The organism is Thermofilum sp. (assembly GCF_038871435.1).
GTDB lineage: Archaea > Thermoproteota > Thermoprotei > Thermofilales > Thermofilaceae > Thermofilum > Thermofilum adornatum.
In genome coordinates this window covers 386,795-400,864 of sequence record NZ_JAVZIC010000001.1, presented here as the reverse complement: position 1 = coordinate 400,864, position 14,070 = coordinate 386,795, and the positions used below count along the sequence as shown (strand labels likewise).

At 49.5% G+C, this 14,070-nt stretch carries 16 protein-coding genes and 4 tRNA genes; 14 read left to right on the top strand and 6 right to left on the bottom strand.

Annotated features, from left to right (window positions below; all coding sequences use genetic code 11):
• Nucleotides 1-122: 122 nt before the first annotated feature.
• A complete protein-coding gene (locus QXT17_RS02160; RefSeq protein WP_342783246.1) occupies nt 123-1,454 on the bottom strand; it encodes an acetyl ornithine aminotransferase family protein in 1,332 nt (443 codons plus the stop codon).
• 64 nt (nt 1,455-1,518) lie between these two features.
• Between QXT17_RS02160 and QXT17_RS02155 the strand changes: the two genes are divergently transcribed.
• Genes QXT17_RS02155 through porB form a run of 4 tightly spaced genes read left to right on the top strand, consistent with a single transcriptional unit; the run spans nt 1,519 to nt 4,383 of the window.
• Nucleotides 1,519-2,076, top strand: a complete 558-nt coding sequence (locus QXT17_RS02155) for a 2-oxoacid:acceptor oxidoreductase family protein (protein WP_342783245.1) — start codon at nt 1,519-1,521, stop codon at nt 2,074-2,076.
• Nucleotides 2,057-2,317 (top strand): 4Fe-4S binding protein, encoded by a 261-nt coding sequence (locus QXT17_RS02150; RefSeq protein WP_020962493.1) that lies wholly within the window; start codon nt 2,057-2,059, stop codon nt 2,315-2,317. The genes QXT17_RS02155 and QXT17_RS02150 overlap by 20 nt, the downstream gene beginning before the upstream one ends.
• Nucleotides 2,318-2,322: 5 nt before the next feature.
• Nucleotides 2,323-3,486, top strand: coding sequence for a transketolase C-terminal domain-containing protein (locus QXT17_RS02145; protein ID WP_342783244.1), 1,164 nt, complete (start codon nt 2,323-2,325; stop codon nt 3,484-3,486).
• On the top strand, nt 3,487-4,383 hold the full coding sequence (porB, locus tag QXT17_RS02140; protein ID WP_342783243.1) for a pyruvate synthase subunit PorB: 897 nt from the start codon (nt 3,487-3,489) through the stop codon (nt 4,381-4,383).
• On the opposite strand, the gene QXT17_RS02135 is transcribed toward porB, so the two are convergent.
• Nucleotides 4,366-5,991, bottom strand: coding sequence for a DUF2070 family protein (locus QXT17_RS02135; RefSeq protein WP_342783242.1), 1,626 nt, complete (start codon nt 5,989-5,991; stop codon nt 4,366-4,368). The two genes, porB and QXT17_RS02135, sit on opposite strands and share 18 nt — an antisense overlap.
• A gap of 57 nt (nt 5,992-6,048) precedes the next feature.
• Here QXT17_RS02135 and QXT17_RS02130 point away from each other — a divergent pair, with 57 nt between their 5' ends.
• Nucleotides 6,049-6,825 carry a TrmJ/YjtD family RNA methyltransferase gene (locus QXT17_RS02130; RefSeq protein ID WP_342783241.1) on the top strand — a complete coding sequence of 259 codons (777 nt, stop codon included), beginning with the start codon at nt 6,049-6,051 and terminating at the stop codon, nt 6,823-6,825.
• Between the two features lie 36 nt (nt 6,826-6,861).
• Here the strand turns inward: QXT17_RS02130 and QXT17_RS02125 are convergent.
• Nucleotides 6,862-6,955 (bottom strand) — tRNA-Glu (locus tag QXT17_RS02125).
• Between the two features lie 209 nt (nt 6,956-7,164).
• Here QXT17_RS02125 and QXT17_RS02120 point away from each other — a divergent pair.
• Nucleotides 7,165-8,358 (top strand): ORC1-type DNA replication protein, encoded by a 1,194-nt coding sequence (locus QXT17_RS02120; RefSeq protein ID WP_342783240.1) that lies wholly within the window; start codon nt 7,165-7,167, stop codon nt 8,356-8,358.
• 83 nt (nt 8,359-8,441) lie between these two features.
• On the opposite strand, the gene QXT17_RS02115 is transcribed toward QXT17_RS02120, so the two are convergent.
• Entirely contained in the window at nt 8,442-9,209 is a 768-nt protein-coding gene (locus QXT17_RS02115; protein WP_052887249.1) for an ATP/GTP-binding protein, read from the bottom strand.
• A gap of 81 nt (nt 9,210-9,290) precedes the next feature.
• On the opposite strand from QXT17_RS02115, the gene QXT17_RS02110 reads away from it, so the two are divergent.
• Together QXT17_RS02110 and QXT17_RS02105 are read left to right on the top strand one after the other, a co-directional pair.
• Nucleotides 9,291-9,394: transfer RNA gene (locus QXT17_RS02110), tRNA-Ser, on the top strand.
• Nucleotides 9,395-9,515: 121 nt separating this feature from the next.
• On the top strand, nt 9,516-9,812 hold the full coding sequence (locus QXT17_RS02105) for a hypothetical protein (protein WP_148682045.1): 297 nt from the start codon (nt 9,516-9,518) through the stop codon (nt 9,810-9,812).
• Here the strand turns inward: QXT17_RS02105 and QXT17_RS02100 are convergent.
• Nucleotides 9,791-9,867, bottom strand: a tRNA-Arg gene (locus QXT17_RS02100). The two genes, QXT17_RS02105 and QXT17_RS02100, sit on opposite strands and share 22 nt — an antisense overlap.
• Nucleotides 9,868-9,913: 46 nt before the next feature.
• Complete coding sequence (locus QXT17_RS02095) at nt 9,914-10,546, bottom strand: hypothetical protein (RefSeq protein ID WP_148682046.1); 633 nt, start codon at nt 10,544-10,546, stop codon at nt 9,914-9,916.
• A 130-nt stretch (nt 10,547-10,676) separates the two neighbouring features.
• Between QXT17_RS02095 and QXT17_RS02090 the strand changes: the two genes are divergently transcribed.
• The 6 genes from QXT17_RS02090 (at nt 10,677) to QXT17_RS02065 (ending at nt 14,067) form a co-directional block, all read left to right on the top strand.
• Nucleotides 10,677-10,781: transfer RNA gene (locus QXT17_RS02090), tRNA-Ser, on the top strand.
• 52 nt (nt 10,782-10,833) lie between these two features.
• Nucleotides 10,834-11,475, top strand: coding sequence for a CRISPR-associated CARF protein Csa3 (gene csa3, locus QXT17_RS02085; protein WP_020962501.1), 642 nt, complete (start codon nt 10,834-10,836; stop codon nt 11,473-11,475).
• A gap of 64 nt (nt 11,476-11,539) precedes the next feature.
• A complete protein-coding gene (gene cas6 / locus QXT17_RS02080; RefSeq protein ID WP_020962502.1) occupies nt 11,540-12,349 on the top strand; it encodes a CRISPR system precrRNA processing endoribonuclease RAMP protein Cas6 in 810 nt (269 codons plus the stop codon).
• Nucleotides 12,350-12,434: 85 nt separating this feature from the next.
• On the top strand, nt 12,435-12,947 hold the full coding sequence (locus QXT17_RS02075; RefSeq protein WP_020962503.1) for a 50S ribosomal protein L16: 513 nt from the start codon (nt 12,435-12,437) through the stop codon (nt 12,945-12,947).
• A 58-nt stretch (nt 12,948-13,005) separates the two neighbouring features.
• Entirely contained in the window at nt 13,006-13,695 is a 690-nt protein-coding gene (locus tag QXT17_RS02070) for a DUF2192 domain-containing protein (RefSeq protein ID WP_187147063.1), read from the top strand.
• A 78-nt stretch (nt 13,696-13,773) separates the two neighbouring features.
• A complete protein-coding gene (locus QXT17_RS02065; protein ID WP_020962505.1) occupies nt 13,774-14,067 on the top strand; it encodes a 30S ribosomal protein S26e in 294 nt (97 codons plus the stop codon).
• Nucleotides 14,068-14,070: the final 3 nt, after the last annotated feature.

The following is a 14,070-nucleotide window of genomic DNA, read 5'->3' as shown; positions in this document are numbered from 1 at the left end:
AATCAGAGAACTAGTAGGAGGCATGCAGGAGGTGTTTTTGGGACGATAGCTGGAACTGCGATCTCGTTTTTAATAGGATATCTATTAGGATCACTATTAAATGAAATAGGAAAAAGTTTTTCTTAGAGTTTTCTTTGTGCCTCTTTTATAGATTCTTCTAGTATGGATAGTCCTGTCTCCATTTGTTCTTGTGTGATTGTGAGTGGTGGCGCTATTCTGATTGTGCTTTGGCCTGCACCTATGACGAGCAGTCCCTTTTTGAATGCCGTGTCGAGGGTTAGCTGTAGGAGTTTTGTGTGTGGTTCTCCTTTCTCTGTGACGAGTTCTGCGCCTATCATTAGTCCTTTGCCTCTTACGTCTCCTATGGCGGGTATCTCTGTCTGCATTTCTCTTAGCCTCTTCATCGCATATTCTCCGACCCGTGTGGCGTTTTCGAGTAGTTTTTCTTCTTCAATTACCTGTATGGTTGCCAGTGCAGCTGCACAGCTTACTGGGTTTCCGCCGAACGTTGAGGCGTGTGAGCCGGGCGGGAGGTCCATTACTTCTGCTTTTCCTATGATTGCTCCTAGGGGTAGGCCGCTGGCTATTCCCTTGGCGACTGCTATTATGTCTGGTGTTACGCCGAAGTGTTCTATCGCGAACCACTTGCCTGTTCTACCCATGCCGCTCTGTACCTCGTCCACTATGAGTAGGAAGCCGTACTTGTCTGCTAGCTCCCGGAGCCTCTTGAAGAATTCTGGTGGGGGCACAATGTATCCTCCCTCGCCTGCAATTGGCTCTATGACGACTGCGGCTACTTCTTCTGGCGGGACGTATTTCTTGAGCATCCATTCCTCGATGAAATCTACGCACCACGTGTTGCATTCTGGGTATTTCTGTTTGAAGGGGCAACGGTAGCAGTAGGGGTAGGGGGCGTGATATACTCCCGGGAGTAGGGGTCCTAGGTGCCTCCTCTGGACAGGCTTGCTACTGGTCAGCGAGAGGGACCCGTATGTCCGCCCGTGGAAGGAGCCAGCGAATGCTATGATGTATGGCCGTGTCCCGCGGAAGTGTCCCCTAGCTGTCTTTATTGCGGCTTCAATAGACTCGGTCCCGCTGTTGGTGTAGAAGACTTTCTTTGGGAAGGCTCCTGGCGTTATCTTTGACAACTTTTCGGCAAGCTTTACTGGCTCCTCGTATAGGAAGTCTGTAAGCGAGTAGTGGAGATACTTTTCTGCCTGCTCCTTTATTGCCTGGACGACTTTGGGGTGTGCATGGCCTACATTTGTTACGGCTATGCCCGAGTTGAAGTCTAGGTAAACATTTCCATCAACGTCCTCGATCCATACGCCGTAGGCACGTTTAACGACGAGGGGGTACCACCTGGCAAAGCTCTGCATGAGTAGCTCGGAGTCTTTTTTGACTATTTCCATTGATTTGGGTCCCGGAGGGGGAACCACGATGTTTGGCTTCATCGATTTATAAACTATTAACGGTAAATATATATATTTCTATGCGAAGATTTCTACACGAAGTGTTATGGATGTAACATTTGACATTATATGGCTTGGGCGGGGTGGCCAAGGCGTTGTTACGGCGGCAAACCTGCTGGCAGAGGCGTCCATTAGGAGCGGCAAGTATGCACTCTCTATACCCTTCTTCGGTGCCGAGAGAAGAGGAGCCCCGGTCTTTGCATATAACAGGATTTCTGGCGGCAAGATTCTTAGCAGGGCCCGTGTGACTCGGGCAGATCTCGTGGCTGTGCTTGACCCTACTCTTCTGGAGACTTTTAGGCTTGAAGGCTTTTTGAAGCCTGGAGGGAAAATAGTGGTGAATAGTGGGGGGAGAAGACTTAAATTGCCTAGCGGGGTAGAGTCTTACTGTCTTGACGCTGTCTCGGTTGCCGAGTCTCTTGGGCTTAGGCTCGCGGGCATAGTGCTTGTAAACATGCCTATGCTTGGTGCAACTGCAAGGATGTATGGCGGGGTAGAGTTTATGCATCTCGAAGAAGCCGTGAAAGACCTTATTAGGTCCCAGGTCGAAAAGAATGTTGAGGCTGTGAAGAGGGGTTGGGAGAATGTCGGGAAGTGCAGTTAAGCTCTTGGCGAGGCCTACAGTTGGGGCTGTATCTGCGGGGTCCTGGCGAACCGAGAGACCGGTCGTCGACATGTCTAAGTGTAAGCTTTGCGGCGTTTGCTGGCTATACTGCCCTGACGGCGTAATAGAGATAGACGACGAAAAGAAGATGCTCAAGATAGACTACGACTACTGTAAGGGTTGTGGTATCTGTGCACAGGAGTGCCCGTTCAAGGCTATATCCATGGTGAGGGAGGGGTGAAGACTGTGGCTGGCAAGGAAAGACTCCTTTTGACTGGAAACTATGCCGCCGCATACGCCGCACGGGACGCAGACGTAGACGTGATCTCAGCTTACCCCATAACTCCCCAGACGACTGTCATAGAAAAGATCGCCGACTTTATTGCCTCGGGAGAGCTGAACGCAAAGTTTGTACGTGTTGAGTCCGAACACAGCGCTATGGCTGCCCTCATAGGCGCATCCAGCGTGGGGGCAAGGACCTTTACAGCTACGAGCGCCCATGGCCTATTATACATGTATGAGGTGGTGTGGTGGGCGTCGGGCGCCAGGTTGCCCATAATCATGGGGCTGGTTACACGTGCTCTTGGACCGCCCTGGAGCATATGGAGCGAACATGCAGATTTCTATACTATGAGGGATAGCGGGTGGAACCTGTTCTTCGCCTCAAACGCCCAGGAGGTATACGACCTGCTCTTGATTTCCTATGCGGTGTCCGAGAACCAGGAAGTGGTCCTGCCCTCCTGTGTGGGTTGGGATGCGTTCGAGGTTAGTCACACGTATGAGCCTGTTTCCGTTCTAGGAAGAGAGGAAGCTTCAAGATTCCTGCCGCCGAAGGGGTCGTTTAAGCCGTCTTTGAGTAGCGAGGAGCCCGGGTCTCTTGGAAACCTCGCCTACCCGCCCGAGTATCTGGACATTAGGCATACCATGCGCCAGGCGTCTGACAAGGTTCTCGGGGTATTTAGGGAGGCGGCGGTAAGGTATGCGAAGCTTACGGGCCGCGACTACTCGGGGATGTATGAGTGTTACAGGTGTGAGGACGCAGATACAATAATCGTTGGCATGGGGTCCATTATGGGCGAGGCTTACAGGGCTGTTGACAATTTACGTGACGAGGGCATGAAGGTTGGTGCTCTAAAGCTTTGGGTGTATAGGCCGTTCCCATATGAGGAGCTCTACAAGGCTGTCCAAAACGTGGATACAATAGTCACTGTGTCTAGGTCTTCCGTGTTTGGGAGCATGTCTCCGATCGGACTGGACTTTGCGTCCCTGATAGCGTCTAGGGGTCTAGACGCAAAGATAGCTGACTATGCGGCTGGCGTTGGCGGGATGGATGTTTATGCAGAGGACTTTGTTGGAATGGTTAAGGATGCTCACAAGAATACTGGTAGGAATGTTTGGTGGGTGAGATAGATGTCGCACAGGATGTTCCCGAAAGAGGAATACATACTCAAAGGGCACGCTGCCTGTCCAGGCTGTGGAGCCACGTTGCTACTTAGACATGTCTTGAAGGCTCTAGGGCCAAACACTTACCTCGTTATACCTGCCTGCTGTACGAGCGTGATTGCTGGCCCCCATCCAAGGTCGGCGTTTAAGGTTCCGGTTCTCCACATAGCCTTCGCGGCCAGCGCGGCTGCTGCCTCAGGCATGATTGAGGCACTCGACAAGCTTGGGAAGCCAGCGAACGTCGTGGTTTGGGCGGGAGATGGAGGCACTGTTGATATAGGCATCCAGGCTCTGAGTGGAGCGGCTGAGAGGGGCCACAACATAATATACATATGTTATGATAACGAGGCATACATGAACACGGGTATACAGAAGTCCGGCTCTACGCCGTACAAGGCCTGGACCACTACGACCCCAACGGGTAATGTAAGCTTTAAGAAGGATGTCCCGTCGATAATGGTTTCCCACAGGGTTCCCTATGTAGCGACGATTAACCTCGCATACCCAAACGATATCTACGAGAAGCTCAGAAAGGCGCAGGGCATAAAGGATGGTCTAAAATATATACATGCCTTCTCGCCATGCCCGCCGGGCTGGAGATACGACTCGAGCCTGACGGTAAAGATTGCACGTCTAGCCGTTGAGACGGGCATGTGGGTTCTCTACGAGGTTGACCATGGAAAGTTCAGGCTTACGGGACCCAGCAAGAACCTATTAGACAAAGACAAGAGAAAACCTGTTAAAGAATATCTAAAGCTTCAGGGAAGGTTTGCACACCTGAGAGAGGAGGACATAGAGGAGATCCAAAGGCTCGTAGATGCACAGTGGGAGTCTATCGCCAAGCTGCTAAAAGAGCAAGAGTAGAACCGATATAGCTAGGGCCAGGAAGACAAGTAGCAAGCCGTCCCTTGTGTTTTTCCTTGTAGCAACTGATATCTTGTCTAGTTTTTCGCCGTCCATGAACTTGTCCCTTACTGACAGGACAGTGTAACCGACCTCTGCCTCCTGGAGGCTGGCCAACGCGTCCTGGGCGCATTTCACCGCTTTTTCTAGGACTTGCTCTGGGTTAATGGATCCCACGGGGTAATAGTCTCTGCCCTGGTAGAGCCCGGTATAGATGTGTGTGTCGGTCGTTGTAACTATGACTGTGTCTGCCATGTTGTCTAGCCTCGACACAAGCCTTGCCTTGAAGTCGGGCTCCATATTGTTGCCATCGAAGGACGCCACTAGGAACCTTTTCCCTCCTATGCTTATTGCGGCGCAAGCTATGCCTGCGGGTCCAATGGTTATATTGTCTGTATAGTCTATGCTCGAGAAGCCTGCCTGTATCTTTCCCTCAGTTGTCTTGTTCTCGGTAGCGGTCCTCACGGCGGCTATTATTTTGGCTATCTCGTCTTCTTGTTCGTTTTCAATCTTTAGGAAGCCGTATGCGATCATGTTGTGATTGTCGACTGTAACTGTGCCTAGCTCTTCTAGCGAAAGCTCTGAGACCCTGTATGGGAGGTCCTCCATTATAACTATGGGGTCTAAAAATGCTAGTCTTGGTATGTCTCCGAATCCTAAGACCGTTATCCTAAGGAGGCTCGTTGTGTATCCCCCAGCCCACCCGGAGCTAGCACGTGGCTGTGCCTGTGCTCCGCATATTGCGTTGGCTACCCGACTTGTAGCTTCAACCGTAGCTAGGTTCTCGGAGTGGGCAACTGGTGCCTTGAGAAATAATACTGGGATTTTTGAGCACTGTTTTACGAGCTGGGGTAGGGTGCTACTTCCAAGTGTCCTCAATGGTCCAGGATGCACGTTTGAAACGACGAGTCTGCCAATTTCCTGGCCACGGCTGTGGAAGGAGTAGATGTGTATGGGTAGTGTCCTCTCTGTTGATATTTTTTCGAGGTACTTTTCTACGTCTATGTGGTCGCCTGAAAGAATATATCTGAGAAAGGCTTCGAGGAAGCCGAGGCTACTCACACCAGCGATTCTCCTTATCCTGCTGTCGATAATAGTGAAGATTATGAGTGAGAAGACATAGAAAATAAGCGTGACATAGAGTAGCTTGGTGTCGAAGCCTAAGAAGCATATGAGTACCAAGTTTAGGGCTGAATATAGGGCCCCAAGATGGACGCTGTAAACTGCTACCGCTAGTAGTAGCCCTAGGAGAACCTCGAAGACCGCTCCATATACCGGGCTCTTTCCGAGAAGGATTATTATCGGCAGGAAAACGAGATATATGAGGAACACGCCGAGGCTCCTCCTAAAATTAAAGACCCTCCTGTTCACGAGATAGAGGAACACTGGAGGGAACAATGCGTAGACAAGGGATTTTGTAAGCTCGAGCGTGGATATGTGCATGATCCATGATAAAGCGAGGGAAAAAGTCGCCATAATAACTGCAAAGACTACTAGGTGGAGTGTTTTTGGAAGCCTGATGAGCCACCTGTAGCTACTCCTGAAGCCCTCATAATTGTCAGTGGACATAATTCCCGAACAAAGATAGAGGTTAAAATATTTTAGTCAACGTATCGCTACAGCCACGTGGAAAATGCGAGCAACCAGAAGCGTGTCCCGCCGTGTGAACGGATATCTAGAGAAGTTTCTGTTGCATTTGTACAGCCTCTCTACGAGCAGAACATCGGCTATATGGCGAGGGCGATGAAGAACTTCTGCCTAGAGAAGCTCTACCTCGTAAGCCCCAGGTGCACGCTTGGGCTCGAGAGCAGAAAATACGCTATGCACGCTGCAGACATAGTTGAGAATGCGGTAATAGTTGAAAAATTCGAGGAGCTGGTTGGGAAACACGACATAGTGGCTTGCTCGACAGGAATCAAGGGCGAAGAACCCCTACGCAGACACGTTTCACCGGCAGAGATGGCGGCCATACTAGCAGAGTCAACAGGGTCGAAGCTTGTAGTTATCGGCAGGGAGGACTGGGGGCTCAGTAGGCAAGAGCTATCACTATGCGACCTGATAGTCCACATAGAGGCGAACCCGGCTTATCCGTCCCTAAACGCATCGCATGCAGCAATCATTCTGTTCTACGAGATATACAACAAGTACCACTCGTACGAGCCGAGGATAGAGAGGCCCCCGAGAACCGAGGTGGAAGCCTTCTTCAGGTACTTGGACAGACTTGCAGAGACCTTGGGGTACCAGGAAACAGAGAGAGAAAGACTCGCCTTAACAATCAAGCGATTAATAAACGAGACGAGATTTACAAAAAGGGATCTACGTGCGCTCTTCGGCATAGTCAGGGACAGCCTCAACGCCATCGAAAAAAGTGAGAAACAGGAGAAAAGCACACCAAGCAAATAAAACTAAAAAGGGGCCCTTGAAAATCAAAGAAAATCCTGGTGCCCCGGCCGGGATTTGAACCCGGGATCCTTGGCTCGAAAGGCCAATATCCTGTCGGCCGCGCAGGCTGACCGGGCTAGACGACCGGGGCTTCAAGTAGGAGAGGCAAAAATAAAATGAACCTAAGATTTAAAAACTTTTCATTTGGCCAATGACAAGAACTTGTCTCTACACGTCTTTGGGGTGCTGGGAACAACGTATAACTACTGTATTTTAAATGTACAATGAACGTGCCCAAGTTTTTGTGTAAGTTTTTCTATAATGTATGGTCTGCTTCTACTGGATCTATTGGAGTATACGATGTCTGTGGAGGAAATATTTGAACAGTACCTGGGGTCAAAGATTTATCGGGACCGCGAGAAACTGTTGCCTGACTACGTGCCCGGGGAGCTCCCGCACAGGGACGAACAGATAAAGCAACTAGCCGTTACTCTTGCGCCTGCTCTTAGCGGTAGCAGGCCTTCTAACGTCTTTATATATGGCTTGACTGGAACCGGCAAGACCGCTGTGACAAAGTACGTCCTCAGGAAGCTGATGGAGAAGGGTAACGGCAGGATAGAATATGTATATGTAAACTGCAGGCAAAACAACACCAGTTACCGGGTCCTCGCTGAACTCGGAAAGTTTCTCGGTATAAAGATTCCCTTTACTGGTCTGGCTCTGGGAGAAGTAATGAAGAGGATTATTCATGGACTAGAGAGGAAGTCTAGGATACTCATAGTGGTGCTGGACGAGGTAGACAACCTGGTAAAGAGGAACGGCGACGATGTCCTATACTTCTTGACCCGTATAAATGAGCAGCTCTCAAACGCTAAGGTAAGCGTTATAGGTATAACAAACGACCTCAAGTTCACCGAGTTCTTGGATGCTAGAGTCAAGAGTAGCCTGGGCGAGGAGGAGCTAGTTTTTCCGCCCTACAACGCGGTACAGCTTGAAGATATCTTGAGGCAGAGGGCAAAAGAGGCATTTAACGAGGGGGCTATAAGCGACATCGTGATAAAGAAGGTCGCGGCAATAGCTGCACGGCAGAACGGGGACTGCAGGCTCGCCCTGGACATACTTTTAAAGGCTGCCGACATAGCAGAGAGAGAGCGGGCGAGCCAGGTCACAGAGGCACATGTAGAGAAAGCCCGCAACGAAATTGAGAAAAATCTCACGGTGGACACTATCAAGACTATGCCGTTGCATGTCAAAATGGTCTTGGCGGCTGTGTATCTTCTCTCAAGGGACGGGTCTACAAAAACGATAACAACTGGACTTGTCTATGACAAGTACAAGGAGCTAGCCGCAAAGATAGGTATAGAACCTGTCACAAGCAGGAGAATAACAGACATACTGAATGAGCTTGACATGTCCGGGATAATCAATGCACGTGTAATCAGCCTTGGACGCTACGGGAGGACTAAAGTCATAGAGATAGGTGTACCTCTAAAAAACGTGGAGGAAGGGCTGTCCTCAGACATACTCCTAAAGGCGGCCATAGAAGAAGCCTAGTCCCTAGAATTAGAGATAAAGAAGAGACATAGCTACTTACAGCTCTCTTGTCTTTTGATCTCTCTAAGATATTTTATTCTTGGTTATGTCAGGTCTCCGCAGGTACAGAATATTTCGTGGATCATGTCGTAGAGTTTTTCGAGGCCCTCCCATGTGAGAGAGGAAACAATGGGTATCCTCGTGGCGAACCTGTACTCCTCAAGTATCTGTATCATTTTTTCGGAGATTTCTCCAAGGAGGCCCTCGACCCTCTTTACTTCGTCTGCGAGCTGCTCGGGACTTGTGAGGAGCTTCTGCATTATCTCTAGTTTTTCCCGGCCGAGATCCCCCTTGTTCACCACGGGTATAGTATCTATCCCCAGTCGTAGCTGGGCAATAGTGGCCAGTAGCTTTAAGGATAAAATGTCCTGGGGCCTGGAGGCAAGAGTCGGGTCAAATATAACAATACCCATCACGTAGTCGTATTTCTTCATCTTCTCGACAAACTCAACTCCAAAGTCCCGAAATAGGAAGAGCTCCATCTGTCCCGGCGTATCGACCAGAATATATGGGTTCTTGAGAGATGCAATCTTCGCCACAATATCGTCGAGGTTGCCCATGGCTATCTCTATGCTCCTGATTAGTGCGCCATTTGGGCCCAGCCTCTCACGTGTCATGACCTCCTCAGCCCTGACATAACTCCTAATATCCACGTCTGCAACATAGGGCGTAAAAACCGCGCCGGGATCCAGGTTGACATAGCCCGGCTTCATGAACTGGTTCTTCTCAATCCACTTACCAAGGCTGGCCACAAGCGAAGTCTTCCCGCAACCAGCGGGACCAAGAACCACCACAATGTTCTTTTTTACCATGAGATATATAACGAGAACCATGAATAAAAACATGTCCAAAACGCGAAAACTTTTAATTCAGCCTCTCCTCTTTATTTCTTAGCCGGGGTGGCCGAGCGGTCCAAGGCGGTGGACACCCGAGAGGCCACAATGGAGATCCACTACCCCAAAAGGGTGCCCGGGTTCGAATCCCGGCCCCGGCGCCATTCTACCTCTAGCGCGCTGGTTTTCGCTCTGTTATCATCCAGATTGCTTTGGTCTATCGTCTTATTTTTTGAGGGCTCGGCATGCTTTTAAATCTCCTGGGAATATATCAAGGTGATAGGTTTGGAAGAGGCAAAGACAACTTGGAGTGGAGGTAAGTGGTCAAGGATCAGGGTTATGCTAGAGTTTCCCCTAGACTCCGAGGCTTTTCTTAGCCTCCGTGTAGACGACTTCAAGGGTAAGGGGGTGGAGATAACGTCCAGCCACGTGGACGGCAGGCTTATTTATGTCGTTGAATCTACGCCGGATAAATTTTCCCTCGCGAGGTCAATATCCAACGAGTTGCTCCGTCTGGCAAAAATGCTTGAAGCCGTCGGGAAACGTCTTAAACAAGCTGATGGCGGGCCCGCCGGGACTTGAACCCGGGACCTACGGCTCCGAAGGCCGCCGCGCTTCCTGACTGCGCTACGGGCCCTCCTAACCAAGTATGCATAAGGGGCTAGGCTCTAAAATATTCTTTTCTAGTACAGGAAACTGGAAATATCTAGGTCGCGTCTTTCCGTATGGCTAGCTCCATGCGAATAGGTTTTACGGGAAGCTCCGCGAAGCTCCTTGATGAGGCGGGATCCGCTTTCAATAAAAGGGGCGTGTTGATTTTCGGGGCGCCATAGACGGGTAAATTTTCTCAGTCCTATCTTTAACTCCTCGAGGTATAGGAGCCCATCGTCAACGGGTTTGGCATGCACGTAGCCCTTCATTATTCGGCTTTCCAGGTAGCCAGAAGCCTCGATTGTTCTACGGTACCCAGAGGGGTAGCCGACGAGAACAACCAAAAAACCTACTGGAACCTTCCTGTTGAAATATGTTTCCGGAAAAGCATATCCCAACATATGCATGCTCATTTTCATGGGGAATGCTTCTCGCGCCGCTTGCTCTAAGAACATAAATGGAACTAGGTGTATACTTCTATACTTGTCCCTTGCCCATGCCAGAATCCGGAGGGCTCTAGCTGGAATCTTGGGGTCATATACATCTGCAAGGGTTGCGGCTTCGCGTAACCCAGCGACGAGAAAGAAAACCTTGTTGCCAAGAGTCAGCCTAAGCACGGGGATAGAAACCACCGTAAAAGAGCCTTTGTATTTCTCCTTGGGCATGCCTTTGCTCATTAGAAAAATGCGCTAGAGATTTAACGTGGACAGGAGAAGGATGGGGAATGTTGTCCCTATACAAAAAATTTATTAGTGATACGAGAAATAATAAAAGGACAGCTTGCACCCCCTCGAAGCCGGGGTGGCCGAGCGGTCACACCAAAAAGTGCCACAAAAGGCGGCGGATTGCTAATCCGCTGGCGATTTCGCCTCCCGGGTTCGAATCCCGGCCCCGGCGCCATTCTGCAATATATGGGAATAGATTGAAATATCTACAAGGCTAGATTAACCATGTGAAGCCTAGATCATTCGTGTTTAGTTTCGGTTTTCGTGAAGATCTTGTTCTTAGGCGGCTTGGGAGTCTTGCTATACGTGGAAACGAAAAAATAGTGTTGTTTACGGGTAGCCCTATTGCCCAGGAGACAATCATGGCTTATAACCGGCTGAGAGACTACTGTTCAGAGGTGGGTCTGAAGAGGCCGAGACTTGTAGAGTTGCCGATTCCCGACTCTACAGAAGCTGTAATCAGAGTTAAACATGAAGTGAAGGGTCTAACTGAGCCGATTATTACAGACCTGACAGATGGGAAGAAGTCGGTCTCTCTGGCTGTATTCATGGGTCTACTTCTCTCTGGAAAACTCTTCGAGGTCTTTATTTCCTCGGAGGCCCCGTTGGGGGAAGAGCTGTGGATACCGCCTGGCATAACAAAGGCTATGTTAGCTCTCAGCAAGGAGAAGCGCCAGATACTGGTAGTCATTTCGAGAAACAAGCATTGCACCGTCGATTTAATAGCTCAGAAGGTAGGCCGTGCCCCGAAAACCATAAGGAATCATTTAGTAGATCTGAAAAAGATGGGGCTAGTTGTCTCCTTAGGCAAAGAAGGTGGCCTGAAGCTTACAAGTTGGGGCCGTGTTGTGTTAAGCGCATATAAGTGAATTCTTATCATATACTCCATTTCGTTATAAACAAATATATCCTGGTGATACATAGTTAAATACGATGCTTGTTGTATCCGCCTCGATAGAAGTCTACCCCATCCGCGATACAATTCTGCCACCATTTACAAGCAAGGTGACCCGGACTGCTTTCGCCTCTCTTTGGGGAGAAGAGCCCCTGCTGGGACGTCTGGGCTCTTTTAGCGTGCTTTACAGGGACGGCAAACCCCTCTACAAGCGACTAGACACAAGTGAGCTTTTAGTTGCAAGGGCTGGGGAAAGGCTAGAGGCAAGAGTATCGTTCCTGACAGGTGAGAGTCCTCCAGTGCCTGAGGATTATTCAACCTTCATGTTCAGCGGGACAGAATTCAACACAAGAGTCACAGGGATAGAAGTTACAACACTAGAAAACCTGCGGATTGATTTGCCGAAAAAATTCTCGCTAAAGTTCCTCACACCCACGCTTTTACCTGTCCCTGGAAGAGGAGAATTACTAAAAGAAAAAGGGGTAAAGAGGAGATACAAGCTTCTGCCAGATCTCCCCTTGGCGCTACGCCTTCTCACTTATGACTTAAAACTGAAAAAAATAGACCTCATAAAGGCAACGCCCTTCCAGATATATAAATGGGCCTACAGGGCCCTAGCAGAGCTAGACTACCACGTCAAGCCCGAAACAGTTCTGTATACTGTCAGAGACGGAAAACCGTCAACAGAGAGAGGTTTCACGGGCTTTGTGCTATACGAGTTACTCGACGAAGCATCCCCCCTAAAACAAGAACTAGAAAAACTCCTGGCATTTGCGCTAAGGTTCGGCATAGGGAAATCTAGAAGCATTGGGTTCGGGCAGATTTCACTTCAGCCCATACGTAAGTAGGGCGTCTACGCGCTTTTCTTGCATGGCAATAAATATATATGGTTGTTTTAATGGTCATGTGCGGGTCTTTGGAGGGGTGTAGTGTATGCCGCTGAGGCCTGGTAAGTGCTATAGACACTTTGGGACTCCGCCCTATACTAGGCTAGAGTATATCAAGAGTAATCCACCAGTGCTAGTTCCAAAGTTTGACCTTGGCAACCCTAAGGGTAACTTTAATACTATTGTAAAGCTTGTGGTATTAAAGCCTGGCCAGATCAGGGCAAACGCTCTGGAGGCCGCCAGGCAACATGCAAACAAGTACTTGTCTGCGAAAGTTGGCGACTCAAACTTCTTCCTGCGGTTGACAGTGTATCCGCACCATATTCTGCGTGAGAACAAGATGATGGCAATGGCTGGCGCAGACAGGCTTCAGGACGGTATGAGGCTTTCCTTTGGCACTCCAGTCGGGAGGGCTGCCAGGGTGGACAGCATGCAGGTCATCATGTTTGTCAAGGTTGATGCAAAGAACGTTGACAAGGCAAAGGAGGCTTTACGCCGCGCCGCATCCAAGATTCCCCTGCCGAGCAGGATAATTGTCGAGACTGTAGGCGGTGCCTAGAGATAGATGACTGGTTTTACTTTAACTGTTAATTGTTTCCTGTGTGGGGTTGCTGGGGTTGTCAGAGCTACATAAGAAGCGTATAGAAGTAGCTGTAAATATATGGGGCGAGATACTTAACGGTTCTTTTTCTTCCCGCGAGGAACTTGTCTCATACCTAGAGGAGGTCTACAGGACAAATAGACTTGAGCCGATAAGGGGCAAGACAAAGATAAATATCTGGGACAAGGAGCTTGCGACCCTGTACGTCGTTGGAAAGTATGGCTTGGCGCTTGAGGAGGAGCTCTACAGTTTCCAGAACTTATTCGACATAGAGGTTAAAGCTGACAGAACTATCAGTGCCGTGCTTGAGGGCAGGGATCCAAGGACAACTCTCCGCGAGCATTTTGGCTCCGAAGATGAGGATCATGTCTTCAGGGTTCTACGGCTGGCAATGACCTCCGTAGTTCTGGGCTTTATGGATGAGGAGTCATTCATCAAGATACTGGCCGAGTTCGAGAAGGCCTTCCCAGAGCTACGTGAAAACTTTGCAAGCTTCAAGAGGTTCTATATTGCATTTAGGATGGCTGAAATGATTGCCTCCGGCAAGATCAGGAACAGAATCGAAAAGGAGGCATACAAGCATGCGATGTGCGTAAAGCTGAACGCCGACAAGTCGGCTCCCCCCGACGACTTTATACGAGACATAGTTGTCTCTACGTTCAGGGTTCCCGAGCACAGGGCAAACGGGGTTCTGCGGATGGCCTAGCCTGTGCCAGATACGTAAGGTTTTTATACGGTAGCTGTTAAAGAGAATTGCTTTAATAAGTGGTGTAGGGGCAAGTTTATGCCGAAGAAACGTAAGAGCCGTGGTCGTCATAAGGGTGGAAAGGGCAAGGAAGACCTCGTACAGTGCGACGAGTGTGGAGCACTTGTTCCAAGATCTAAGGCAGTAAAGATAACCAAGCCTGTCATGCCTGTAGACCCGTCACTTGCGAAAGAGCTGAGAGACAAGGGAGCCATCCTCCCACAATACACGGTGACCAAGTATCTGTGTCTGCGCTGCGCGATTTACCGCGGAATAATAAAGATTAGGCCAGAGGAAGAGAGGAAACAGCAGAAGCTTAAGCTACCATTCTAGGCA